The sequence below is a fragment of the Duganella sacchari genome (genome assembly GCF_900143065.1).
Classification (GTDB): Bacteria; Pseudomonadota; Gammaproteobacteria; order Burkholderiales; family Burkholderiaceae_D; genus Rugamonas; species Rugamonas sacchari.
Genome location: NZ_FRCX01000003.1, coordinates 17,360 through 32,251 on the forward strand (window position 1 = coordinate 17,360; position 14,892 = coordinate 32,251).

General features: G+C 60.8%; 15 protein-coding genes. 7 read left to right on the top strand and 8 right to left on the bottom strand.

Features of this window, described 5'->3' with window-relative positions; genetic code table 11:
• The first annotated feature begins 55 nt into the window (after positions 1–55).
• Together BUA36_RS06575 and BUA36_RS06580 are read left to right on the top strand one after the other, a co-directional pair.
• Positions 56–1,768, top strand: coding sequence for a cation:proton antiporter domain-containing protein (locus tag BUA36_RS06575; protein WP_072782684.1), 1,713 nt, complete (start codon positions 56–58; stop codon positions 1,766–1,768).
• Positions 1,765–3,402, top strand: coding sequence for a hypothetical protein (locus BUA36_RS06580; RefSeq protein ID WP_139260392.1), 1,638 nt, complete (start codon positions 1,765–1,767; stop codon positions 3,400–3,402). The genes BUA36_RS06575 and BUA36_RS06580 overlap by 4 nt, the downstream gene beginning before the upstream one ends.
• Here the strand turns inward: BUA36_RS06580 and BUA36_RS06585 are convergent.
• Complete coding sequence (locus BUA36_RS06585; protein ID WP_072782689.1) at positions 3,368–5,413, bottom strand: NADPH-dependent 2,4-dienoyl-CoA reductase; 2,046 nt, start codon at positions 5,411–5,413, stop codon at positions 3,368–3,370. The two genes, BUA36_RS06580 and BUA36_RS06585, sit on opposite strands and share 35 nt — an antisense overlap.
• Before the next feature lie 111 nt (positions 5,414–5,524).
• Between BUA36_RS06585 and BUA36_RS06590 the strand changes: the two genes are divergently transcribed.
• Complete coding sequence (locus tag BUA36_RS06590) at positions 5,525–6,115, top strand: SRPBCC family protein (protein ID WP_307188227.1); 591 nt, start codon at positions 5,525–5,527, stop codon at positions 6,113–6,115.
• On the opposite strand, the gene BUA36_RS06595 is transcribed toward BUA36_RS06590, so the two are convergent.
• From BUA36_RS06595 to BUA36_RS06620, 6 genes are all read right to left on the bottom strand, one after another.
• Positions 6,112–6,564: a hypothetical protein gene (locus tag BUA36_RS06595; RefSeq protein ID WP_072782693.1), complete on the bottom strand. Its 453-nt coding sequence runs from the start codon at positions 6,562–6,564 to the stop codon at positions 6,112–6,114. The genes BUA36_RS06590 and BUA36_RS06595 overlap by 4 nt on opposite strands.
• Before the next feature lie 18 nt (positions 6,565–6,582).
• Positions 6,583–7,023, bottom strand: coding sequence for a DUF2721 domain-containing protein (locus BUA36_RS06600; RefSeq protein ID WP_072783626.1), 441 nt, complete (start codon positions 7,021–7,023; stop codon positions 6,583–6,585).
• A gap of 70 nt (positions 7,024–7,093) precedes the next feature.
• The gene (gene pip / locus BUA36_RS06605; RefSeq protein WP_072782695.1) at positions 7,094–8,050 is read right to left on the bottom strand and encodes a prolyl aminopeptidase; all 957 of its coding nucleotides are present in this window, start codon (positions 8,048–8,050) and stop codon (positions 7,094–7,096) included.
• Between the two features lie 90 nt (positions 8,051–8,140).
• Positions 8,141–8,881, bottom strand: a complete 741-nt coding sequence (gene phbB / locus BUA36_RS06610; RefSeq protein WP_072782696.1) for an acetoacetyl-CoA reductase — start codon at positions 8,879–8,881, stop codon at positions 8,141–8,143.
• A gap of 70 nt (positions 8,882–8,951) precedes the next feature.
• On the bottom strand, positions 8,952–10,130 hold the full coding sequence (locus BUA36_RS06615; protein ID WP_072782697.1) for an acetyl-CoA C-acetyltransferase: 1,179 nt from the start codon (positions 10,128–10,130) through the stop codon (positions 8,952–8,954).
• A gap of 247 nt (positions 10,131–10,377) precedes the next feature.
• The gene (locus BUA36_RS06620; protein WP_072782700.1) at positions 10,378–11,286 is read right to left on the bottom strand and encodes a LysR family transcriptional regulator; all 909 of its coding nucleotides are present in this window, start codon (positions 11,284–11,286) and stop codon (positions 10,378–10,380) included.
• A 227-nt stretch (positions 11,287–11,513) separates the two neighbouring features.
• On the opposite strand from BUA36_RS06620, the gene minC reads away from it, so the two are divergent.
• Genes minC through minE form a run of 3 tightly spaced genes read left to right on the top strand, consistent with a single transcriptional unit; the run spans position 11,514 to position 13,377 of the window.
• Positions 11,514–12,281 (top strand): septum site-determining protein MinC, encoded by a 768-nt coding sequence (gene minC / locus BUA36_RS06625; RefSeq protein ID WP_072782702.1) that lies wholly within the window; start codon positions 11,514–11,516, stop codon positions 12,279–12,281.
• Between the two features lie 26 nt (positions 12,282–12,307).
• A complete protein-coding gene (gene minD, locus BUA36_RS06630) occupies positions 12,308–13,123 on the top strand; it encodes a septum site-determining protein MinD (protein WP_072782705.1) in 816 nt (271 codons plus the stop codon).
• 2 nt (positions 13,124–13,125) lie between these two features.
• On the top strand, positions 13,126–13,377 hold the full coding sequence (gene minE, locus BUA36_RS06635) for a cell division topological specificity factor MinE (RefSeq protein WP_072782712.1): 252 nt from the start codon (positions 13,126–13,128) through the stop codon (positions 13,375–13,377).
• Here the strand turns inward: minE and BUA36_RS06640 are convergent, their stop codons facing one another.
• On the bottom strand, positions 13,378–13,890 hold the full coding sequence (locus tag BUA36_RS06640; protein ID WP_072782715.1) for a hypothetical protein: 513 nt from the start codon (positions 13,888–13,890) through the stop codon (positions 13,378–13,380).
• A gap of 238 nt (positions 13,891–14,128) precedes the next feature.
• On the opposite strand from BUA36_RS06640, the gene BUA36_RS06645 reads away from it, so the two are divergent.
• Entirely contained in the window at positions 14,129–14,818 is a 690-nt protein-coding gene (locus tag BUA36_RS06645) for a response regulator transcription factor (protein WP_072782718.1), read from the top strand.
• The last annotated feature ends 74 nt before the right edge of the window (positions 14,819–14,892 follow it).

Below are 14,892 nucleotides of genomic sequence, written 5' to 3' on the forward strand. Positions count from 1 at the left end.
TGGTGTGTTACGCTGAGGGTTTCCCGTAGATTTTTTGCCAAGGAGCCCCCCACGCATGCCCCACAACATCAGCCTGATTACCACTATCGCCGCCGCTCTGGGAGCTGGTCTCCTGTTCGGCTATCTTGCAACGCGCCTGCGATTACCGGCGCTGGTGGGCTATCTGGCTGCGGGCATTATTATTGGCCCGGCCACGCCGGGCTTCGTGGCAGATACCGCACTGGCCGGCCAGCTGGCCGAAATCGGCGTGATGCTGATGATGTTCGGCGTCGGCCTGCACTTCTCTCTCGATGACCTGTGGGACGTACGCAGGGTGGCCCTACCCGGCGCCGTGCTGCAGATTGCCGTCGCCACCGCGCTGGGCATGGGCCTGGCGCACTTCTGGGGCTGGAGCATTGGCGGTGGACTGGTGTTCGGCCTGGCGCTGTCGGTGGCCAGCACCGTGGTGCTGCTACGGGCGCTGGAAGAACGCGGCATCCTCGACACTTTCAATGGCCGCATCGCGGTCGGCTGGCTGGTGGTGGAAGACCTGGTTACCGTGCTGGTACTGGTGCTACTGCCTGCGCTGGCCGGTTCGCTCGGCGGCGAAGTCGATACCTCGCACGGCGGTGGTGGCGACCTGTGGACCACGCTGGCCATCACGCTGGGCCAGGTCACGGCCTTCATCGTACTGATGCTGGTGGTGGGCCGCAAACTGTTCCCGTGGATCTTGTGGCAGGTGGCGCGCACCGGTTCGCGCGAACTGTTCACGCTGTGCGTGATCGCCGCTGCAGTAGGTATCGCTTACGCTTCCACACATTACTTCGGCGTGTCGTTCGCGCTGGGCTCCTTCTTTGCCGGCATGGTGCTGCGCGAATCCGCGCTGGCGCACCGTGCGGCGGAAGAATCGCTGCCGCTGCGCGATGCGTTTGCGGTGCTGTTCTTCGTCTCGGTCGGCATGTTGTTCGAGCCATCCATCCTGATCGAACAGCCATTGAAACTGCTGGCCGTGGTGGCGATCATCGTGGTCGGCAAGTCGGTGGCGGCCTTCCTGCTGGTGCTGGTGCTGCGCTATCCGGCCAAGACCGCGCTGATGGTGTCTGCCAGCCTGGCGCAGATCGGCGAGTTCTCCTTCATCCTGGCCGCACTGGGCCTGTCGCTGAAACTGATGCCGGTGGAAGGCCAGAGCCTGATCCTGGCCGGCGCCATCATCTCCATCGCCTTGAATCCGGTGGTGTTCCACGTGACCAAACCGCTGGAACGCTGGCTGGGTAAAAACCAGGACCTGGCTGCAAAGTTCGACCGTCCGGCCGACCCGCTGGCCGAACTGCCAACCTCCGTGCCGCATGAGCATCTGCGCGGCCAGGTGGTGCTGGTCGGTTACGGCCGCGTGGGCCGCCGCATCGCCGCTGGACTCAAGGAGAAAGGCATTTCCTTCGTGGTCGCGGAACAGAACCGCGAGGTGGTGGACCAGCTGCGCAAGGAAGGTGTGCCCGCCGTGGCCGGCAATGCCGGCGAACCGGCAGTGCTGATCCAGGCCCACATCGCGCATGCGTCCATGCTGGTGATTGCCACGCCGGACACCTTCCACGTCCGCGCGATGATCGAAACCGCCCGCGCGCTCAACCCCAACATCAAGACCGTGGTCCGCACCCACAACGATGAAGAAGCGGACCTGCTGCGCAGCGAACGCGCTGGAGAAATCTTCATGGGCGAGCAGGAACTGGCAAAAGGCATGACGGCTTATGTGCTCGACAGCTTTGAGAAAAAACAGGATAAACATCATTGAAATACTGGTTGCCTTTGCTGACGCTCGCCACCGGCGCCGCGTCGGCACAAACCGTTACCGCGACGCTCAGCGTCATTGAACAGAACGCACTTGAGCTGCGCTACGATGTTCCGGCAGCGTGCCAGTCGCTGGAATTCATCAACGATGGCATACGCCCGCAGGATGCGGCCAGCATTCGCGCCGAATGGCAGCCTGCCGACGATTGCGCCACGGTGGACGGGCAGCACGTGCAGCGCAAGGCGCCCAGTTGCGGCAGCCTGCGTTTCCGCATCCCGGCCTCTACGCGCAATCTCGACCGCATCTATCCCTGGGCTTATCCGGTAGGTGAAGGCTTCTTCGCGCATACCAGCGTCTATGCGGTCGCACCGTCATGCGGGCCTGTGAACTGGAAGTTCAGCGCCCCGGGCACGGTTGTTCTCGATGGCGTAGTGGGCGGCACTCAGGCATCGGCGCCAGCGACGCAGGAAAGAGTGAATACCCTGGCGGTGGTGCTGCTGCTTAAACAGTCCAGTGCCACCACGCACATGGGGCCAGGCTTCACACAGGACGATGAGCGCTTTGTCACGGATACCCTGCGTGACACGACCGGCTACCTGCATCGCGCCTTGCCAGGGCTGACGATACCATCGCCCTACGTCGTCGCCTCCGTATCGCCAAACCCTTATAGCTGGCGCGGCGATGTTGCCAACCGTACGATGATACGTCTGACCTTCCCGGTTTCGCCCAGTCCCGAAATGCAGTCCAATGTGCGGACACTGATTGCGCACGAAGCCAGCCATCTCTCGCAGCCATATGAGTGGACCGATGCCTGGGGTGATGATGGCGCCATGTTCCATGAAGGCGGCGCGGAATTCCTGCGCTGGAGCGCAAGCGCGACCCTGGGCTGGCTGAGTAACGCAAAATTGAAGGATGAACTGGAGTCGGCATTCACCGACTGCCTGGTCACCAGCAATGGCAAGAGCTGGCGCCGGACCGTGAACCGCCAGTGGGGCCGCACGCCGTATGCCTGCGGCCTGGCCTTCCACGCCATCGGCCTTGAAGGCCGGGGCGATGGCCAGAAGGCAGCACTGGCGCTACGCGACTACTACCGCGATGCCGCAGACCAGCATGCCGCCAGCTTTGCACAGCTGGAGTGCCGCGCAGGCGAGCAATGCAGAAAGCGCTGGCTGGCAAGTCTGGGCAGCGATGAACCGGTCGCCGCCATCTTCGCAGACTACGCGAAAACGCCTGGCGCGTTGATACGTCCTGCAGCTGCCTGGAGTCCGTCCTTTAGCACATCCATCGCGAACCTGATGATGAATCAGTTCATGCGCGCCGATTGCAACGGCGGCGTAAGCTACTACAGCGAGCCTTCCGCTTTCCACATCGCCGCCGGTCCGGCCTGCAAGGCACTGCGCGTGGACATGATCGTCACAGGCGTGGAAGGCCAACCGTTCAATGCAGGCCGGCTGGCATCGCAAGCGGCAAAAAACGCGTGCGATGCGAGACATGAAGTCACGCTGAATCTGAAGAACGGCGACACCGTCAACGTCGCCTGCAATGGGTTCGATGTTCCTGCCGAACCTTACGACGTCGATATCGATGCCGCCCTGAAGCGGCTTACAGGCGCACGGCCAGTTCCGCGCCTTCCTTGATCGCGCGCTTGGCGTCCAGCTCGGCCGCCAGCGCAGCGCCGCCGATCTTGTGGAAGCGCGGCCAGTTCGTATTGGCTTTCGCTTCCTCTTCGCTCGGCATCAACTCCGCGAGGCTATCCTGGCCCGCGCAGATCACCACGTTATCGACCGACAGCAAACGCTGCTCACCACCCACGGTGATGTGCAGGCCCTGATCGTCGATTCGGTCATACTGCACGCCGGAGAGCATCACCACGCCATTCCGCGCCAGCACCGCGCGGTGCACCCAGCCCGACGTCTTGCCCAGGCCTGCGCCCGGACGGGAAGTCTTGCGCTGCAGCAGATACAGCTGGCGCACCGGCTCCGGCTGCGATGCCGGCACCAGGCCACCTGGCGTATCGCCCTTCATGCTGACGCCCCATTCCCTGGCCCAGACATCCAGCGCCAGCGGCAGCGGGTGGGCAGGATCGTGCAGCAGGAACTCGCCCATATCGAAGCCGATACCGCCGGCGCCGATGATCGCTACACGTTTGCCGACCGGCTTTTTGTCGCGCAGGACGTCCACGTACGACAGCACCTTCGGATGGTCGATACCGTCAATCGGCGGCTTGCGTACCTTGATGCCGGTGGCGACGATCACATCGTCATAGCCCTCGGCCAGCAGCTGCTCGCGCGTCACGCGCATGCCCAGTTTCAGCTTCACGCCGGTCAGTTCGATCTTGCGGCCGAAGTAGCGGATGGTTTCCGCGAATTCTTCCTTGCCCGGCACCTGCATGGCGATCTTGAACTGGCCGCCAATGCTGTCGGATCCATCAAACAGCGTCACATCGTGGCCGCATTCCGCCGCCACCGTGGATGCCGACAAGCCGGCTGGCCCCGCGCCCACGACCGCCACGCGGCGTTTCTTCACGGCCGGTGCATACACCAGTTCCGTCTCGTGGCAGGCACGCGGGTTCACCAGGCAGCTGGCGCGCTTGCGGGAGAAGGTGTGATCCAGGCAGGCCTGGTTGCAGCCGATGCAGGTGTTGATCTCGTCGCTGCGGCCCTCGGCCGCCTTGATGACGAAGTGCGAGTCGGCCAGGAAGGGACGCGCCATCGAAATCATGTCCGCCTCGCCGCGCTGCAGGATGCCTTCCGCTTCATTCGGCATGTTGATGCGGTTGGACGCCACCACCGGGATCGTCACCTCCAGGCGCAGACGGCCCGCCAGGCTGGCAAAGGCGCCGCGCGGCACCGAGGTGACGATGGTCGGCACACGCGCTTCGTGCCAGCCATAGCCGGTGTTCAGAATCGTGGCGCCGGCATGCTGCAAGGCCTTGGCAACAGTCACCACATCGTCCCAGGTATTGCCGCCTTCCACCAGGTCCAGCAGCGAGTGGCGGTACATGATGATGAAGTCATTGCCCACTTCCGCGCGGATGCGTTTCACAATTTCCACTGCCAGGCGCATGCGGTTCTCGATGCTGCCGCCCCAGCGGTCGGTACGCAGATTGGTGCGCGCACACAGGAACTGATTTAACAAATAGCCTTCGCTGCCCATCACTTCCACGCCGTCGTAGCCGGCCTCGCGCGCGAGCCTGGCGCAGCGGGCGTAATCACGGATGGTTTTCTCGATACCCGCCTCGTTCAGCGCGCGTGGCTTGAACGGCGAGATCGGCGATTTCTTGTCGGAGGCCGACACCACGAACGGCTGATAACCATAACGGCCAGAATGCAAAATTTGCATCAGGATCTTGCCGCCCTCTTCGTGCACCGCCTTGGTGACGCGCCGGTGGTTGACCACATCACCCTTGAAGTTGAGCGTACCTCCAAAGGGTAACAGCCAGCCGGACCTGTTAGGAGAGATGCCGCCGGTGACGATCAAACCCACGCCGCCACGCGCACGTTCGCGATAGAATGCGGCGAGTTTGCCGTAGTTGTAGAAGCGGTCTTCAAGGCCGGTGTGCATCGATCCCATCATGACGCGGTTGCGCAGCGTCGTGAATCCCAGGTCGAGTGGGGCCAGCAAGTGTGGGTATGGTGTAGTTTTCATAATGCCCGCATTAAATCCCAATTCTCTAGATCTGGGCTTCTAAAGTCCGCGCGTGCTGCTCTTGTATTCTGCCACCCTTTCCCGTACGCTGGTCAAATGATGCGATTCCTCTTGTTTTTGTTGTTAGGCGCCAGTTTGGCCACCGTGGCATCAGCGCAGGCGCCCAAGATTGAGCTGCCCAAGCTGGAGGTTTCCGTCAATCGCATCGACCAGGACGGGCAGCATATGTACGAAGTCGATTCCACGGGCACCGTGGCGGCGGCGTTGCCCAAGGTGTGGCGCATCCTCACCGGCTATGAACGCATGTCGGAGTTTGTGCCGGACATGGAGTCGTGCAAAGTCCTGTCCCGCAATGGCAATGAGATCATCATCGAACAATTCGGCGTGGCCCGCTTCCTGTTCATGTCCAAGACCATCCATCTGATTGTGCGCGCCGTGGAGCAGCCGATGTCCTCCATCGACATCTCGCTGATCTCGGGCGATATGAAGCACTATGAATCACGCTGGGAACTGGTGCCCGTGCCGGAAACGGGCGGCACCAAAATCATCTACCACGGCAAGCTGCAGCCGAACTTCTACGTGCCCGGCATCCTGGGTTCCAAGATGATACGTGGCGATATCGAGCGCATGATGAGCGCCGTGCTGGCACGCATCGACCGCCGCGATTCGCCGAAGGTCGAAGCGATTCCCCAGAAGGATTAAGCCAGGTAGGTGTCCTGCGAACGCAGTTCAGCGAAGTTTTCCAGGCTGCCGATCTTGATGAGCACCGGGTTCAGACTCAATTGCGCCTGCATGGCACGCCAGGCGAACTGCCATTCCTGCTCTTGCGCTTCGGCCGCAGTCTTGGTGAAGGCGGCGCCCAGTGCGGCACGCGTGCCATACTCGATGGCACCATCGATGCCCGCCCAGCTTGGGAGCGTGCGCTGCACGGCACGGTGAATGCGTTCACCGAATTCTTCGGTGTTATGGATAATCAGGCAGCTGTCCGACGAGAACAGCTCGAACAGTTTGCGGTCCCACACCTGGGAGAAGCTCAGCGTCAGGCAGCTGTTGGATGGACGCAGGATGAACTGGCCCTGGGTCAGCGCCAGTTCCAGGTCTTCGCGCACGCCGTAGCGATACAGGGTGGGCGGGCGTTGGTAGTCGTGCATGATGGTCTCACAAAAAAATTATCGCTCCCGCCGTTTATGGCGGTGCGACCGCATCGCCGCCGAGGCGATGAAAATTTCACGCAGCAGCGCGACGAAACTGCCCACCAGGCAGATCACCGCGACCACAAACATGCCGGCTATGTATTTATCGAGGCTGAAGTTGGTGATATCACCCAGGAACAGCATGGCGACAATCAGGCAGACAAACAGGCCGCAGGCCGTCGACAAAAAGATCGACATATTGATCAGATGCGAACGGCGGTACAGCACGTCCAGCTCATTCAGATACGGGTCGCTATAGGCGACATCCAGCCGGTCTTCCAGCACGCGCGAGCGGTCGATGATGCGCGCCAGCCGGTTGGTCAGCACAATCAGATTGGTGCAGACGCCCGATAGCAGGAACACCGGCGCAATCGCCAGCTGGATGATGTGACCGATATCGCCGGTCTGAATATTCATGATGGCCATGCGGTGTGGGTCTTATCGATTAGTCTCTAGTGTAACAGCCCGCGTCCCCCCGGGCCGTTTTTCAGGCAAAGGCGCGCTTGCGCTTGAACTGCTCGGTGGCCGCCACCAGCGCGCGCGAAATGCCTTTTTCCATGGCGCCGTGGCCCGCATCCGGGATCACGTTCAGCACCGAACCAGGCCAGGCCTGGTGCAAGCGCCACGCCGATACCGGCGGGCAGATCACGTCATAGCGGCCCTGCACGATCGTCACCGGCAGGTGGGCGATGCGGCTGACGTTGCGCAGCAGCTGGTCTTCGCTGAAGAAACCCAGGTTGGCCATGTAGTGCGACTCCAGCCGGCCCACGCCCAGGTCCAGCGCATCCGATGGCGGATCTTCCGCCTGCGGCAGCAGGAACACGCGGCGGCCTTCAAAGCGGCTCCACGCGCGCACGGCGGGCCAGTGCACGGCCGGGTCGTCGCTCATGATGCGCTTCACATACGCCTGCAGCAGGTTGCCGCGTTCCTCGACCGGAATTGGTGCAATAAATTCCGCGTGCACCTCGGGATGGAACCAGCGCGCACCATCGAGGAACCAGTCGATCTCCTCCTGCGTGCACAGGAACACGCCGCGCAGCACAAAGCCCAGGCAGCGCTCGGGATGCGCCTCGCCGTACGCCAGCGCCAGCGTCGAACCCCAGGAGCCGCCAAACACCAGCCATTGTTCGATGCCGCACATCTGGCGCAGGCGTTCGATGTCGTCGATCAGCAGCTGGGTGGTATTGTTGCGGCACTCGCCCAGCGGCGTCGATTTGCCGGCGCCGCGCTGGTCAAACAGGATCACACGGTACTGGTCGGGATCGAAGAAGCGGCGATGCTGCGGCGACAGGCCGGCGCCCGGGCCGCCATGCAGGAAGATGACCGGAATGCCGTCAGGATTGCCGACTTCCTCCCAGTAGATGGTATGCAGGTCGTCAACCGCCAGCATGCCGTGACGGCTGGGGGCGATGGGCGGGAACAGGGCGGAAGATGGGTCGAACATGGCTATCCTTTGAGCATCGATAGCAGATTGTACGAAAAAAAACCGGGATCGCGAACGATCCCGGCTTGTGCAGCGCAGCGTGATGCCGCGTCAGGACATATGCTGGCCGCCGTTGATGGCGATATTGGCGCCCGTCACGAAAGCCGCCTCATCCGACGCCAGGTAGGCCACCAGACCGGCTACTTCTTCCGGCTTGCCCAGGCGGGCCATCGGAATTTGCGGAATGATCTTGGTGTCCAGCACGTCTTGTGGAATCTCCATCACCATCTTGGTGCCGATATAGCCTGGCGAGATGGTATTGACGGTCACGCCCTTGCGCGCGACTTCCAGCGCCAGCGCCTTGGTGAAGCCGTGCATGCCGGCCTTGGCCGCCGAGTAGTTGGTCTGGCCGAACGCGCCCTTCTGGCCGTTGACTGACGAGATGTTGATGATGCGGCCCCAGCCACGCTCCACCATGCCATCGCACACCGGCTTGGTCATGTTGAACACGGAATCCAGATTGGTGGCCATGACGGCGTCCCAGTTCGGCTTATCCATTTTCTTGAAGGTCATGTCGCGCGTGATGCCCGCGTTATTGACCAGTACGTCTACCGGACCGATGTCTTTTTCGATCGCGGCGATGCAGGCCTGGGCCGAATCGTAGTCCGACACATCGCATGGATAGGCGCGGAAGTTATAGCCCTGGTCACGCGTGGTGGCCAGCCATTGTTCAACCTTGGGATTACCAGGGGAATACGTGGTGACAACGCAATAGCCCAAGGCTGACAGTTTGTAACTAATTGCCTCGCCCAGACCACCCATGCCACCGGTTACCAATGCTACTCTTGCCATTATCGTCCCCTCTTAATGAAGCACTCAAAATCGAAGATGGCCCGGCCCCTGGCCGGACCGCAAGTTGTTTTTATTCGCGCTCGATTGCCAGCGCTACGCCCATGCCGCCGCCGATGCACAGCGAGGCCAGGCCTTTCTTGGCATCGCGGCGGATCATTTCGTGGATCAGCGTCACCAGCACGCGGGCGCCAGACGCGCCGATGGGGTGGCCGATGGCGATTGCGCCGCCATTGACGTTGATCTTGCTGGTATCCCAGCCCATTTCCTTGTTGACGGCCACCGCCTGTGCAGCAAAGGCTTCGTTAATTTCCAGCAGGTCCAGATCATCCGGCGTCCAGCCGGCTTTTTTCAGGCACAGCTTGGTGGCCGACACTGGGCCCATGCCCATGTAGGCCGGGTCCAGGCCGGACGAAGCGTAGGCTTTGATCTTGGCCAGCACCGGCAGGCCCAGTTCACGCGCCTTGCTGGCGGTGGTCATCATCACGGCGGCGGCGCCATCGTTGAGGCCGGAGGCGTTACCGGCCGTCACGGTACCATCCTTGGCAAACGCTGGACGCAGGCCGGCCAGGGCTTCCAGGGTCGAGCCTGGTTTGACGTATTCGTCGGTGTCGAACACGATGCTGCCCTTCTTCTGGACAATTTCCAGTGGCAGGATCTCGTCCTTGAATTTGCCGGCTTTTTGCGCCGCTTCTGCTTTCAGTTGCGATTGCAGTGCGAATTCATCCTGTTCTGCGCGCGAAATCTCGTATTTCTTGGCGACGTTCTCGGCCGTCGTACCCATATGGTACTGGTTATAGACGTCCCACAGGCCATCCACGATCATGCTGTCCACGGCCTTGAAGTCGCCCATGCGGAAGCCGTCGCGCGAGCCATTGATCACGTGCGGCGAAGCGCTCATGTTTTCCTGGCCGCCGGCAATCACGATCTGTGCATCGCCTGCCTTCAGCGCTTGCGCCGCCAGGTGGGTTGCTTTCAGGCCGGAGCCGCAAACGTGGTTGATGGTAAAGCCGGGAATGGTGTTCGGCAGGCCGGACTTGATGACGGCCTGGCGGGCCGGATTCTGGCCCACGCCTGCGGTCAGCACCTGGCCCAGGATGGCTTCGCTGATCAGGTTAGGATCGATATTGGTCTTGGCCAGCAGGCCCTTGATGACATGTGCGCCCAGTTCCGACGCCGGAACCTTGGCCAGGCTGCCGCCGAATTTCCCCACACCAGTACGGCCAGCGGCCACGATAACTACATCATCCATTTGATTCTCCAATGCGCCGGCCGCAGCCAGCTAAGTTGAGCAACAACGCGAACTTTGATCATACGCCGTCCGCACGGAAGCCGTGGCAGGTTTCGATGGTGCGTCGCCGCGAGGATCGCCAGGATTATCTAGCAGCATCCGTGCCTGACGACAAACGGTCGGCACTCATCGTATGCGCTGGTTTCAGCACACACCTTGATGCGGATCAAACCCTTTCATAATATTTTGCAGAAAAAACAACAATTTGTCACGACAATAATTTGATACCATCCAGTGCGCCAGCGCACTGTTCGCGTATCACATTGACGAAGTCCAGCACATAGGCCTTGTGTTTCTGCGGCTCGGGCACGGAGACGAACAGGTCGCTCCACAGGCCGTGTTCGCCGACCGGACGGGCGATCACATAGTCGTAATCGACATAGTTCTTGATGGCCCAGTTGGGCAGCGCGGCAATGCCGCGGCGGCTGGCCACCAGCTGCAATACCGCCACCGTCAGCTCGGCGCTGCGGCGCTTGAAGTGGATGTGGGCCGGATTAAGTACTTCGCGGATCAGGTCGATCCGGTGTTCCGGCACCGGATAGGTAATCAGGGTTTCGCCTTCAAAATCAGCCGCTTGCAGGCGACGCCGCGCCGCCAAACGGTGCTTCTGCGCCATCACGATCAGGGTTTCGTAGCGGAACAGCGGGAAGGTGTTGAACTCCGGCCCATAAGAAGAACCAATCACCAGATCGGCTTCGCCATTGCGCAGCAGCTCGACCGGCTCGCTGTGAAAGCCCGACACCAGGTCGATTTCCACCTCCGGCCAGCGCTTGCGGAATTCATCCATGACCGGCATCAGCCAGTCAAAACAGGTATGACATTCCAGTACCACCCGCAACTGCCCGGTATCTCCCTGCATCAGGCGCGCAACTTCACGCTCCGCCGTCTCGATTTCCGGTAACAGCATATCCGCCAGCTTGAGCAGGCGGGAGCCCGTGGCAGTAAAGCCGATTGGCACCGATTTGCGCTCAAACAGCGGGCCGCCATAGCGATCTTCCAGCAATTTGATCTGGTGGGACAGGGCCGACTGCGTCAGGTTGAGCAGTTGGGCAGCACGCACCAGACTGCCGGCCGAGCGCAGTGCGCTCAGAGTGCGTAGATGGCGTATCTCTAGCATGGCCTATTAGCTATATTCATGTGTAAGCGAAAAATCTTTCATTTTAATGATAGACCGGTTGCCGCACACTTTAGCGCACCAATATGAAATGCAGATGACAAGCAAACAAGATCAAAGCCGCATATTTGCTGGCGCACACGCTAGACTGCCCTCCCCTTTCCTGATTTTCCACAGTAGAATGCTGGTGCCTGCGCATGCGCGCGAGGTTAACCCTGATACTGTCGCCCATGTCCAAGAGCCTGTTTCAAAAGCCCATAGAAATTAAGATTTCCACCGTTGTCGCCGTGTCCGCCATCCTGGCCACGGCCGACCGCATCGCTCTCGACGCCGCACTGGCTGAAATGACCGGTGGCACCGCCGACTTCTTTGAAGACGATTTGACCGTGATCGACGTTGCCGCAGTGCCGGCCGGCGGCGATCCGATCGACTGGGGCGGCCTGATCGCCCTGCTCAAAAAATACCGCCTGAACCCGGTCGCCGTGCGCAATGCGCCGCCAGAAATGGCTGCCGACATCGCCGCCCACGGCCTGAGCCTGGAAACCGCCAGCGCCAAGCCGCGTGAAGAGGAAGCAGCCCCGCAGCCTGCACCGACGCCGGTGGCGGTAGCCGCCGCCCAGGCTCAGCCGCCGGCGGCCGCCAGCAATGGCACCGACGTCATGATCATCGACACGCCAGTGCGCGCCGGCCAGCGCATTTACGCGCGCGGCTGCGACCTGGTGGTCACCGCCGTGGTCAACAACGGCGCCGAAATCATCGCTGACGGCAGCATTCACGTGTACAACACGCTCAATGGCCGCGCACTCGCCGGCGCCTCGGGCAATGCCCAGGCCCGGATATTTGCATTGAATATGTCGCCGGAACTGGTTTCCATCGCCGGCGTCTACAGTACGTTTGAAGACGGATTCCCTCAGGAATATGCACGTTCGCCCACGCAAATTCGCCTGGTCGGTGACAGAATCGATATATCATCTGTCAATACTGCAAACCGCGCTTAAGCACACCACTCTGAAAAGGATTATTCGTGGCAAGAATTATTGTTGTAACGTCCGGCAAGGGCGGTGTCGGTAAAACCACCTCCAGCGCCAGCTTCTCGACCGGCCTCGCCATGCGCGGCTACAAAACTGCGGTCATCGACTTTGACGTCGGCCTGCGTAACCTGGACCTCATCATGGGCTGCGAACGCCGCGTGGTCTACGATCTCATCAATGTGATCAACAAGGAAGCGACGCTGACCCAGGCGCTGATCAAGGACAAGCATTGCGACAACCTGTTCATCCTGCCGGCGTCCCAGACCCGCGACAAGGATGCGCTGTCCGAAGACGGCGTGGAAGTCGTGCTGCACGAGCTCATCAACATGGGCTTCGAGTTCATCATCTGCGATTCGCCGGCCGGTATCGAGCATGGCGCGCTGATGGCGCTGACCTTTGCCGACGAAGCCATCATCGTCACCAACCCGGAAGTATCGTCGGTACGTGACTCCGACCGCATCCTGGGCATCATCCAGGCCAAGTCGCGCCGCGCGCAGACGGGCGGCGAACCGGTCAAGGAGCACCTGCTGATCACCCGCTACTCGCCTAAACGCGTGGAAGCGGACGAAATGCTGTCGTACGAAGATGTGCAGGAAATCCTGCGCATTCCACTGGTGGGCATCATTCCGGAATCGGAACAGGTGCTGCATGCATCGAATCAGGGCAATCCGGCGATTCACTTCAAGGGCACCGATGTTGCGGAAGCCTACGAAGATGTGGTGTCGCGCTTCCTGGGCCAGGAGCTGCCGCTGCGCTTTACCACGTATGAAAAGCCAGGCCTGCTGCAGCGTATCTTCGGGAGCAAGTAATCATGGCACTGCTTTCTTTCCTGTTTCCGCCTAAACCAAAAACCGCGACCGCGGCCAAGGAGCGGCTGCAGATCATCATTGCGCGCGAGCGCAGCGGCCGCGCCGGTCCGGACTTCCTGCCGGCGCTGCACAAGGAACTGATCGAGGTGATCTCCAAGTACACCAAGGTCAACGCCGACGACATCAAGATTTCGCTGGACCGCCAGGGCAACCTGGAAGTCCTCGATGTCAACGTGGTGCTGCCGGACGCGTAACTACGCCGGCTGGTGCACGCCAGCCGACAGCAGTTCCTGCGCCACCTTGGCGCATGCCTCCACATGCTGGTAGCCGATCTGGCGGAAGGCGAAAAAGCCGATGCTGGCCGAGGCCAGCTGGCCTGCCAGCGGCACCAGCTTGCTGGCCTGGCGCGCCACCGTCTTGAAGCCGGTTTTGCGCAACAGCTGCATCACCACTTCCCGCGTCACCAGTTTCCCCACCAGCATGCCGCCGACGCCAATCGCCGCTTCATAGGCGATCAGGCGGAATTTCGGCTGCAGCCGCTCGATCTGCTGCTCGGACAAGCCGAACTCCTGATTGATGTCGTCAATCAGCAGCGCAAACAGGCGCAGGTCGGAAACAATATCCAGCCCCGGAATCGGCACCGCCGCCATGCCCGCCGACACCATCGCGCGCCGGCGCACCAGCTGGCGGCAGCGTTCCCGTACGTCGGCGATGTCACGTTGCGAAGCCGGCAACAGCGTCCAATTTGTGTCTTTTTTGCTGCTCATCCGCCCTCCAGTATGGCGCTGTTCATTCTTGCCATTTTTCAACTTCTGCATTGAATTCAGCGTTTTTCCAGTGTACCGTGTAATGAATATGCGGGTGCGTACTGTGAAAACAAGTATTGTCATAAAAACATATTTGATGTTTTTAGAAAAAATAATTGGCGTTTTTGCTAACTGATTTGTAAATCTCTGTTATATTCGGAGTGACTTCTCCTTAACAATTTTTCCAGCAGGCAGCAGTATGAGAATTGCCGTACTCGACAACGACCGTAGCCAGGCGGATTTGATTTGCCAGGTCCTGACCTCCGCCGGCCATATTTGCCACAGTTTTCAGACCGCCAAAGATGTTCTGGCGCAATTGCGCAAGGACAGCTATGACATGCTGATCCTCGACTGGCAGGTGGTGGACCTGAGCGGTGCTGAAGTCATGCGCCGCGCCAAGGAAAAACTGCCGGAGAACGCGCCCGTGCTGTTCCTGACCACCAGTTCCGGCGAAGACGACATCGTGGCCGGCCTGGCCGCCGGCGCCGACGACTACATGATCAAGCCGCTGCGCCGCAGTGAAATGGTGGCCCGCGTGCAAGCCCTGCTGCGCCGCGCCTATCCGGCCCAGAACGGCGCCGAGCAGCTGCAATTCGGTCAATACATCTTTGAAACCCGCCCGGGCCGCCTGCTCATGGACGGCATTGTGTTGGACGTGACCCACAAAGAGTTCTACCTGGCACTGTTATTTTTCCGCAACATCGGCCGCCCGCTGTCGCGCGCCTACATCCATGAAGCCGTGTGGATACGCGAAACCGCCGTACCGTCGCGCACCATGGACACCCACGTTTCCCGCGTCCGCAACAAGTTGCAATTAAAGCCAGAAAATGGTTTCCGCCTGGTGCCGGTCTACAGCTACGGTTACCGCCTGGAAAAGCTGGGAGCCTGAGCAAACTGCTCGGTCTTTAAGCAGTCCGCAGGGCAACACCCAGGCAGGCACGGTATAATGTCCGCATATTTATC

Excerpts from the sequence above, each read along its gene's own strand:
- BUA36_RS06575 (WP_072782684.1), top strand. The coding sequence starts at position 56 with ATGCCCCACAACATCAGCCTGATTACCACTATCGCCGCCGCTCTGGGA.
- BUA36_RS06585 (WP_072782689.1), bottom strand. The coding sequence starts at position 5,413 with ATGAAAACTACACCATACCCACACTTGCTGGCCCCACTCGACCTGGGA.
- BUA36_RS06595 (WP_072782693.1), bottom strand. The coding sequence starts at position 6,564 with ATGCACGACTACCAACGCCCGCCCACCCTGTATCGCTACGGCGTGCGC.
- BUA36_RS06600 (WP_072783626.1), bottom strand. The coding sequence starts at position 7,023 with ATGAATATTCAGACCGGCGATATCGGTCACATCATCCAGCTGGCGATT.
- pip (WP_072782695.1), bottom strand. The coding sequence starts at position 8,050 with ATGTTCGACCCATCTTCCGCCCTGTTCCCGCCCATCGCCCCCAGCCGT.
- phbB (WP_072782696.1), bottom strand. The coding sequence starts at position 8,881 with ATGGCAAGAGTAGCATTGGTAACCGGTGGCATGGGTGGTCTGGGCGAG.
- BUA36_RS06615 (WP_072782697.1), bottom strand. The coding sequence starts at position 10,130 with ATGGATGATGTAGTTATCGTGGCCGCTGGCCGTACTGGTGTGGGGAAA.
- BUA36_RS06620 (WP_072782700.1), bottom strand. The coding sequence starts at position 11,286 with ATGCTAGAGATACGCCATCTACGCACTCTGAGCGCACTGCGCTCGGCC.
- minC (WP_072782702.1), top strand. The coding sequence starts at position 11,514 with ATGTCCAAGAGCCTGTTTCAAAAGCCCATAGAAATTAAGATTTCCACC.
- minE (WP_072782712.1), top strand. The coding sequence starts at position 13,126 with ATGGCACTGCTTTCTTTCCTGTTTCCGCCTAAACCAAAAACCGCGACC.
- BUA36_RS06640 (WP_072782715.1), bottom strand. The coding sequence starts at position 13,890 with ATGAGCAGCAAAAAAGACACAAATTGGACGCTGTTGCCGGCTTCGCAA.
- BUA36_RS06645 (WP_072782718.1), top strand. The coding sequence starts at position 14,129 with ATGAGAATTGCCGTACTCGACAACGACCGTAGCCAGGCGGATTTGATT.